We start from the raw sequence: 8419 nt of genomic DNA on the forward strand, positions 1-8419 counted from the left end.
CTGGAATGAGAACCTAATTTCTATTTTTGCCGGGACGCCCCGGTTGCTAGGCGGTGACCAGCACGGCCTGGGCCTCGGGGACGGCCGGCATCTCACTCATCGCGTTGGCACCGGCACCGACCGTGGGAATCTCCACCGACATGTCGCTGACGTTGACGAAGCCGAAGCCGGTGAAGTTCAGGAACGGCGTCGCGGCCGCGGCCAGCTGCACCGTCAGCGAGTCGGTCGGTCCCATCGTGTAGGCGATGTCCTCCAGGTCGATAGTGACGGTGTGCGAGCGGCCGTCCAGCGTCACCGGGACCGGGGTCACGATGTTGCCCAGCACTAGGCCGGTCTGGTCGTCGACGACCTGCGCGTACAGGTGGCGGCTGGTGCCCAGCCCCGAGTAGGTGAACGTCAGCGTCGGCGCGCCGACGACCTCCACGGGGTCGGCCTCGCTGGCGTCCGGCGGGGCGGCCACGGACAGGTTGACCGCGTTGCCGGCCTCGGAGCCCAGCCCCAGGGAAACCGGCAGCGGCGCCTGGTTCTGCGGGCCCGAACCACCGAGCAGCGGGAAGATCGGCAGGAACCCGCCGGCGCTGGCGCCGCCGAAGTCGGGGCCGTAGAAATTCGGATCCAGCGGCGAGACGTCCGAGGTGTAGTACTGCCCGTCCTGATCGAACCAGGAGAACTCGGGTCCGGTGTCGACCATGGTGTCCTCGTTGACGTAGCGGTCCAGCCAGTCCAGCGTCTCGGAGATCAGCAGATCGCTCTGCAGCGGGTTGATCGGGTTGAGGCACACCCCGTGGCCGCCGCAGAACCACACCATCTTGGTGGGCACGGTCGCGTCCAGGCTGTCGGCGTTGGTCAGCGCCTGCTCCAGCGGGAACAGCACATCGGCGGTGCCCTGCAGGAACAGGGTGGGTGCGCTGATGTTGGAGAGCAGGAAGTCGGGTCCGCTGGAGGCCAGCAACGCCTGCTGGCTCTCGGTCAGCACGCCCAGCAGCGATCCGGTGATGATGCCCGAGTAGATCTGGGAGTTGATCCGGGCACCGGTGGTCACCAGGTCCAGCAGCAGCAGCGCCGAGTAGGACGTCTTGAACGCGTTGTTGGTGTACAGGCTGGCGTTCAGGGTGTTCCAGGCGCTGGACGGCACGATCGCGTCGACCCGCGAGTCGATCCCGGCGGTCACCAGCTGGATGCCGCCGCCGTAGGAACCGCCCACCATGCCCAGCATCGGGTCGGTGCCGGATTCGAACTTCGTGCTGCTCAGGGTGGAGACCCAGTCGATGATCGACTTGACGTCCTGACCCTCGAAGGCCGGCGAATCCAGTTGCAGCACACCGCCGGAGGCGAACTCACCACGCGGATCCCAGGTCACCACGTTGTACCCGGCATCGCGCAGGGGCACCAGTCCGGGCACCGAGTCCAGGGTGGTCAGCACCGAGTCCGGGTCGGTGTTGCCCGCCGCGCCCAGGCCCGGGCCGTTGAGGATCGTGGGCGCGGTGTAGCCGGGCGTGGCGTCCGACGCCGGGAAGTAGTTCACGCTGATCAGGGTTCCGTCGAAGGACGGCATCATCGTCGTGAACGCCACCGGGGTGCCGGTGGGCGCCAGCGTCGCCAGGTCGATGTCGACGGTCGAGGTGATCCCGTAGCCGATCAGCGGGCCCAGCAGCGTGTTGACGATCGGAACCTGCTGCAGCCCGAACACGATCGGCTGGACCAGCCCACCCACCAGCGGCACCTTCTCCAGGAAGGCCACCAACTGGGTGGTCTCGCTGACCCGCACCGAGAACTGCTCGCTGGTCTGGCTGTTCACCACCGAGAGATCGGGCAGAAAGGAGAAGTTGCCGGTGGTCGAGTCCAGACGCACCTTGCCGCCCGCGCTGGGGTCGGAGACCACGGTGTAGGTCAGCGGATTGCCGTTCTCGGAGACCGGCGGGGTCTCACCGTCGGAATTGACCCCCCTGATCACCGAGTTCTCCAGGGTGATGACCGGCGCGTAACTGACCGGCGGGGTCGCGGCGTCGGCGGCGTCGACGCCGAGCTCACGGCGGGCGGCCGCCAGCAGCAGCCATTCCGCCGGGGAGTCGCCGGGTGTCGCCGGCGCGCCGCCCGAGAAGGGGTTGAGCACGTCGTCGATGAGGGCGCCGGCCACGACGCTCGGGGTGACCGGGGGCGCTTCCTCGGGCGCGGTCGTCGGGGACCCGGCCGACTCTCCGGAGACCGCGGCCGGCTCCGCCTGGACCGGCACCTCCGAGACCGCATCGGTCACCACGGTGGCCGTCGCCGCGGCCTCGGTGGCCCGTCCGGCGGCCATGCGGGGGTTGGCCAGCCATTCGGCGGCGACCGCGCGCTCGGTTTCACCGAGCGCGGGCGTGCTGTCGCCGGAGGACTGCGCCGCCGCGTCGGTGTCCCCCGAGGCCGCGGCGTCGGTGTCCCCCGAGGCCGCGGCGTCCGTGGCGCTCTGGTCGGCGACGGTGGCCGACACGGCGCGCTTGGACCGGTTGGTCGCGCGCCCGCCGGAGCGCTCCCCGGACGCCACGGACGCTGCCATGGAGTCAGACGTGGCGTCGGACGTGGAGTCAGACGTGGAGTCAGACGTGGCGTCGGTCGTGGAGTCAGACGTGGAACCTGAGGAGGAATCGGCCGCCGTGTCGGACGCCGAGTCAGATGAGGAGGCCCCGGTCGAGTCGCCGGCGCCGCTGGTGTCGGTGTCGCTGTCCCCGCGCTTGCCATGGCGTTTCGTCCGGGTCGCGCCGCTCTCATCGCCGGCACTCGAGGACGTCGAGGTGCGGGTGGACCGGGTCTTGCGCTCCCGAGACGTCGACGTTGACGACGAAGACGAGGACCCCGCCGATGAGGCACTACTGGAGGACCCGCCGGAGCCGCCCGAGGAGGAACTCCCGGTGTCCGCGGCGGCGACACCCTGACCGGTGATGATCGCCGTGCCCACTCCCAGGGCTACCGCAAGCCCTCCGACTCGACCGATGTAGCGTGCGGCGCCCATGAGATCCTCCTGCGGGTCGACCTTGACCTCGGCAGGACTCTAGCCCCGTTGCCACAGCGGATTGACCGTTTTGGCGATGAATGTTTGCTCGCGTGTCAATATCCGGGGATTCGCCACGTGCGGGCCCCGCCGGCGCGGACTCCTACGCGGTGGCGAATTCACGCAGAGTCGCGGCCAGCGCGGCCGGGACCTGCGCCTTGATCCGGGTGCCGCCGTCGGTGTGCTCGGTCGCATCCACCCGGCCGATCTCGTGCATGCGGGCCACCAGGTCGCCGCGGCCGTAGGGGATCGTGACGTCCACCGCGATATCGGTGGGCTCGATGAGTTCGTCCATGCGTCGGCGCAGCTGGTCCAGCCCGTCGCCGGTGCGCGCCGAAACGAACACCGCCCCGGGAAGCGCGCGGCGCAGTTTGGCCAACGTCAGGTCGCCTGCCGCATCGATCTTGTTCACCACCAACAACTCTGGCACCGGCCGCAGCCCGCGATCGACGACGACCTCGTCGATGACCTGGCGGACGGCGGCGATCTGGGCCAGCGGGTTGGGATCCGAACCGTCCACCACGTGCACCAGCAGGTCGGCGTCGATCACCTCTTCGAGGGTGGACTGGAACGCCTCGACCAGCTGGGTGGGCAGGTGCCGCACGAACCCGACGGTGTCGGTCAGCACGAATGGGCGGCCCTTCTCCCCCGGCGGACCCAGGTGTCCACGCCGGGTCGTGGGTTCCAGCGTGGCGAACAACGCGTTCTCCACCAGCACCCCGGCACCGGTCAGCGCGTTGAGCAGACTGGATTTGCCGGCGTTGGTGTAGCCGACGATCGCCACGGCCGGCACATCGCTGCGCCGCCGCCCGCCACGCTGGGTGTCGCGGATCTTCTTCATGTCGCGGATGTCACGGCGCAGCTTGGCCATCCGTTCCCGGATGCGCCGGCGGTCGGTTTCGATCTTGGTCTCGCCGGGCCCGCGGGTGCCCACGCCGCCGCCGGCCCCGCCGGCGCGACCGCCGGCCTGACGTGACATCGACTCGCCCCAGCCGCGCAGCCGCGGCAGCATGTACTCCATCTGGGCCAGGGCGACCTGTGCCTTGCCCTCCCGGCTGGTGGCGTGCTGGGCGAAGATGTCCAGGATCAGCGCCGTGCGGTCGATCACCTTGACCTTGACGGCCTTCTCCAGGGCCGTCAGCTGTGCGGGCGACAGTTCGCCGTCGCAGATCACCGTGTCGGCGCCGGTGGCCAGCACCACCTCGCGCAGTTCGGCGGCCTTGCCCGAGCCGATGTAGGTCGAGGGGTCCGGCTTGTCACGGCGCTGGATGAGCCCTTCGAGGACCTCGGAGCCGGCGGTCTCGGCGAGCGCAGCCAATTCGGCGAGGCTGGCCTCGGCATCGGCGGCGCTGCCTTCCGTCCACACCCCGACGAGCACGACCCGTTCCAGCCGCAGCTGCCGGTACTCGACCTCGGAGATGTCGGCGAGTTCGGTGGACAGCCCTGCCACCCGGCGCAGCGCGGTGCGGTCCTCCAGGGCCAGTTCCCCGGCGCTGGGGGTCCCGGCCGCCGACCCGGAGAGCCCGTGCATCGACGCCGGCCCGGCGCCGGGGCCAGATGTGCTGTTCGTCTTGGATGTCGTCATAAGTAGTCATCGATGGTGCCCGTCCTGGACGGAACACGCATCCCTATTAACCCAGCTGGGCCGCCCACCATTCCTCGGCGAGCTCACCGTGAGCCACCAGCACCGAGGGCCCGCGCAGGTAGCTGGTGGCGTCGGTGACGGTCACACTGACCTCGCCGCCGGGGATCCGCACCGCCAACGTGCCGGTGTCGGCACCGAGATGGCGCAGCGCGGCCACCGTCGCCGCGACGGTGCCGGTGCCGCACGAGCGGGTCTCCCCCACCCCGCGTTCGTGAACCCGCATCCTCACCATCCCCTCGGCCGGCGCCGTCAACACCTCCACGTTGACGCCCTCGGGGAACTGCACCGCATCGAAATCCACGGGGGCGGCCACGTCGAGGTGGGCCAGCCGTTCGGGCGTGAGCCCGGCATCGACGCAGGCCAGGTGGGGGTTGCCGACGTCGACGGCGAGGCCGGTGAAGCGCTGGCCGCCCACCACGGCCGCGCCGGCACCGTGCACGTTCGCCTTGCCCATCTCCACGGTGACCTCGGCGCCCACGGCGTCGTGGTGGTGCAGCACCACCGGCCGCGGACCGGCCAGCGAGCCGACCACGAACTCGTCGGACCCGACGAGCCCGGCGGCCCGCAGATAGTGGGCGAACACCCGCACCCCGTTGCCGCACATCTGCGCGATCGACCCGTCGGCGTTGCGGTAGTCCATGTACCAGTCCCCGGCGGAGACCCCGTCGGGCAGGCGGTCGAGGACGCCGGCGCGGTGCGCGGCCCCGGCGGTGGTCACCCTCAGGACCCCGTCGGCGCCCAGCCCGCGGCGCCGGTCGCACAGCGCGGCCACCGCCGCCGGCGCCAGGCGCAGCCGCGCCTCGGGATCGGGCAGCAGCACGAAATCGTTCTCGGTGCCGTGCCCCTTGGCGAACTTCACCTGCTCAGGATACGTCGCGCCAGGCCCGCACCGTGGCCGCCACGGTGTCCGGCGCCGCCCCGTCGAGCCAGATGATCCGGTGGTCGCGGCGGAACCACGAACGCTGCCGGCGCACATAGCGGCGAGTGCCCACGAAGGTGGGTTCCAGGGCCGCCGACCCGTCGTCGCCGCTGTCGAGGGCCGCCAGGACCTGGGCGTAGCCCAGCGCGCGTTGCGCGGTGGTGCCGGTGCGCAGACCCGCCCCGATCAGCGTCGTGACCTCGCCGACCAGCCCGTCGGCGAACATCGTCTCGGTCCGCTGCCGAAGACGTGCGTCCAGGAGGTCGGTGTCCCAGTCCAGGCCAACGATGGCGGTGTCCCATCGTGGCGCCGCCCCGATCACAGGGGCCGACGCCGCGAACGGCCGGCCGGTCAGCTCGATGACCTCCAGCGCCCGCACGATGCGGCGGCCGTCGCTGGCCAGGATGGTGGCGGCCGCGGCCGGGTCCTGCCGGGCCAGTTCGGTGTGCAGGGCCGCGGTCCCGGCCTCGGCCAGCCGCTGCTCCCACCGGGCACGCACCGCGGGATCGGTGGCGGGAAACGCCCAGTCGTCGAGCAGGGACTGGAGGTAGAGCATGGACCCGCCCACGATCACCGGCACGCAGCCGCGGGCCGCGATCGCCTCCACGTCGGCGGCGGCATCCTGCTGGTAGCGCGCGACGGTCGCGTTCTGGGTGACGTCGAGAACGTCGAGCTGGTGGTGCGGGATGCCGCGGCGCTGCTCCGGGGCGAGCTTGGCCGTTCCGATGTCCATGCCCCGGTAGAGCTGCATGGCGTCGGCGTTGACGATCTCGCCGCCGAGCCGTTCGGCCACCGCCAGCGCCAGCGCGGACTTTCCCGTCCCGGTCGGCCCGATGACGGCGATCGGTCTCACGGGTCGGTCCGCGGCACCCGCGGCGACCACCGGCCCACGAAGTAGCCGACGCCGAAGGGCGCTCCGCGGTAGAACTCCTCGGCGGCCGCCGGCGCGGGCTCGGCCATCCCGGCCAGGACGGCGAACGCCACCCGGCCCACCACGGCGTCGGGCAGCCGGGTCAGCGCGGCGGCGTCACCGCTGGCCAGCGCGTCGTCGAGTTCCTGCTGCCGTGCCGGTGAATCCGGGTCGAAGCCGCCGGGGGCCGACGGTGTCAGGGTGTGCCAGCCGTCGGCGACGACGAGCGCGCCGACGGGGTCGGCGGCCTCGTCGATCTCGGCGCGCAGGGCCCGGCCCTGGCGCAGCGCGACCTCGGCGTCCTCGCCGGCGGCGAAACAGCGGACCTCCGCGTGCGCCCGGCTGCGGAACGTGCTCCGCAGCCATGCGGTGATCAACGCGCACAGCGGCATCGGCCGCAACGGGTGTCCGCCCGGCGACAGGGCCACCTCGAGGTCGACGCCGTAACCGGCGAACGACCCGGCGGCGTCGGGACCGATGCGCATCGCCGTCTCGGCCACACCGACGGCGACCCAGCGTTCGGGCAGGCCCGCGACCGCGGCCGCCAGCCCGGCGTGCACCTCGGCGAGCTCACAACTCGCCGCGCCGGCGAGCTGTGGAACCAGCACCGGCGCCGACGGGACGATCGCGATGGCGGTCAGCACCTCGACCACGCTAGTCGGCGGCGGGGGTGCCCTCGTGGCGGGCCAGCGCCAGCGTGGCCACCACCATCATCGCCACCGCCGCACCCAGCAGCACCCCGCCGGAGCGCCCGGGGTGCACCGATTCGCCCAGCACGACGATGCCCAGCGCGGCCCCCACCACCGGCTCGGCCACCGCGGCCCCGGGCAGCGCGGCCGTCAACGGGCCGGCGTGGAAGGACAACTGCTGCAGCGTGAGCCCGGCCAGGGACACCGCGATCAGGGCATAGAGCTCACCGCAGCGCAGCAGGGCGCCGGGTCCGTCCATCCCGGCGGCGACGACGCCCTTGGTCAGCAGCGCGAACACCCCCCACAGACCGCCGGCCAGGACGCCCAGCAGCGCGGCGCGGGCCGAACCGCGCGTCGCGGCGACGGCCAACAGCCCCACGGCGAACAGCGGCCCCAACACGACGACCGCGGGCAGCCAGGCTTCGAACGAGGCACGGGCCGCGCCCTCCGTCGGGTTACCGACGACCACCACCACGGCCACGGCCGCGGCGAGAACGGCCGCCCACACCCACTCCCGGGCCGGCACCCGCCGGTGGGCCAGCCACGCCCCGAACGGCAGCGCGAACAGCAGCGAGGTGACCAGCAGCGCCTGCACCAGCACCACCGACCCGAAACTGAGCGCCGCCGCCTGCAGCGCGAAGCCGGCGATCGCCACCACCGAGCCCAACCACCACCCGCGGTCCCTGAGCAGCCCCAGCAGCACCGCGACGCGGTCGCTGTCGGGATCGGCGAGGTGCTGGGCCGCACGCTGCTGGTTGGCGTCGCCGATCGCGATACACACGGCGGCGGCCAGCGCCAGGAGCACCGCGATGTCGAATCGGCTCACCGGGCCCCGCCACCCCGGCCTGGCGCGCCGGCCATGCGTGTCCTCCTGTGGTTGTCGGTGCCCAGTAGACGCAACCCGCGCGTGTTCTGCAACGCGAAGGTGACCCCGTCCGCGCGCCCGGCCTGCTTGAATACCCTAGGAACTGTTCCGGGTCCCCGACCCGGCCGGCCAGATGGAGTTCACAGGCGCCGCGTCGCGCGGCAGTTGCGCGGGAAGCACCGCGCGGAGGGTAGGTACCGGTACCGCATGACCACATCAGATCCGGCCCCCGGCGGCACGCCGAAGCGCACCGAGGTGCTACCCACCATTCCGGAAGCGATAGTGCACGCGGTGTTGCGGTCGAGGTCGATTCGGACGATGTTGCCGGCCGTCGTGGCTAGGAAGACCACCCCGTTGGTGTTG

7 protein-coding genes are annotated in these 8419 nt (G+C 71.8%); 1 reads left to right on the forward strand and 6 read right to left on the reverse strand.

Annotation, left to right across the window (positions count from 1 at the left end; all coding sequences use genetic code 11):
• Positions 1-46 precede the first annotated feature (46 nt).
• A complete protein-coding gene (locus CSR00_RS12925) occupies positions 47-2536 on the reverse strand; it encodes a S15 peptidase family protein (RefSeq protein ID WP_245905979.1) in 2490 nt (829 codons plus the stop codon).
• Between CSR00_RS12925 and CSR00_RS31250 the strand changes: the two genes are divergently transcribed.
• Entirely contained in the window at positions 2535-2912 is a 378-nt protein-coding gene (locus CSR00_RS31250) for an MSCRAMM family adhesin SdrC (RefSeq protein ID WP_245905980.1), read from the forward strand. The genes CSR00_RS12925 and CSR00_RS31250 overlap by 2 nt on opposite strands.
• Before the next feature lie 219 nt (positions 2913-3131).
• Here CSR00_RS31250 and hflX read toward each other — a convergent pair whose 3' ends face one another.
• From hflX to CSR00_RS12950, 5 genes are all read right to left on the reverse strand, one after another.
• Entirely contained in the window at positions 3132-4559 is a 1428-nt protein-coding gene (gene hflX, locus CSR00_RS12930) for a GTPase HflX (RefSeq protein WP_099022802.1), read from the reverse strand.
• A 100-nt stretch (positions 4560-4659) separates the two neighbouring features.
• On the reverse strand, positions 4660-5532 hold the full coding sequence (gene dapF, locus CSR00_RS12935; protein WP_099022803.1) for a diaminopimelate epimerase: 873 nt from the start codon (positions 5530-5532) through the stop codon (positions 4660-4662).
• 4 nt (positions 5533-5536) lie between these two features.
• Entirely contained in the window at positions 5537-6445 is a 909-nt protein-coding gene (gene miaA, locus CSR00_RS12940; protein ID WP_099022816.1) for a tRNA (adenosine(37)-N6)-dimethylallyltransferase MiaA, read from the reverse strand.
• Entirely contained in the window at positions 6442-7146 is a 705-nt protein-coding gene (locus CSR00_RS12945; protein ID WP_099022817.1) for a class III extradiol ring-cleavage dioxygenase family protein, read from the reverse strand. The genes miaA and CSR00_RS12945 overlap by 4 nt, the downstream gene beginning before the upstream one ends.
• Before the next feature lie 10 nt (positions 7147-7156).
• Positions 7157-8017: a DMT family transporter gene (locus tag CSR00_RS12950; protein WP_099022804.1), complete on the reverse strand. Its 861-nt coding sequence runs from the start codon at positions 8015-8017 to the stop codon at positions 7157-7159.
• Positions 8018-8419: the final 402 nt, after the last annotated feature.

Source organism: Mycolicibacterium palauense, assembly GCF_002592005.1.
GTDB classification, from domain to species: Bacteria; Actinomycetota; Actinomycetes; order Mycobacteriales; family Mycobacteriaceae; genus Mycobacterium; species Mycobacterium palauense.

Excerpts from the sequence above, each read along its gene's own strand:
- CSR00_RS31250 (WP_245905980.1), top strand. The coding sequence starts at position 2,535 with ATGGAGTCAGACGTGGCGTCGGACGTGGAGTCAGACGTGGAGTCAGAC.
- CSR00_RS12925 (WP_245905979.1), bottom strand. The coding sequence starts at position 2,536 with ATGGCAGCGTCCGTGGCGTCCGGGGAGCGCTCCGGCGGGCGCGCGACC.
- hflX (WP_099022802.1), bottom strand. The coding sequence starts at position 4,559 with ATGCACGGGCTCTCCGGGTCGGCGGCCGGGACCCCCAGCGCCGGGGAA.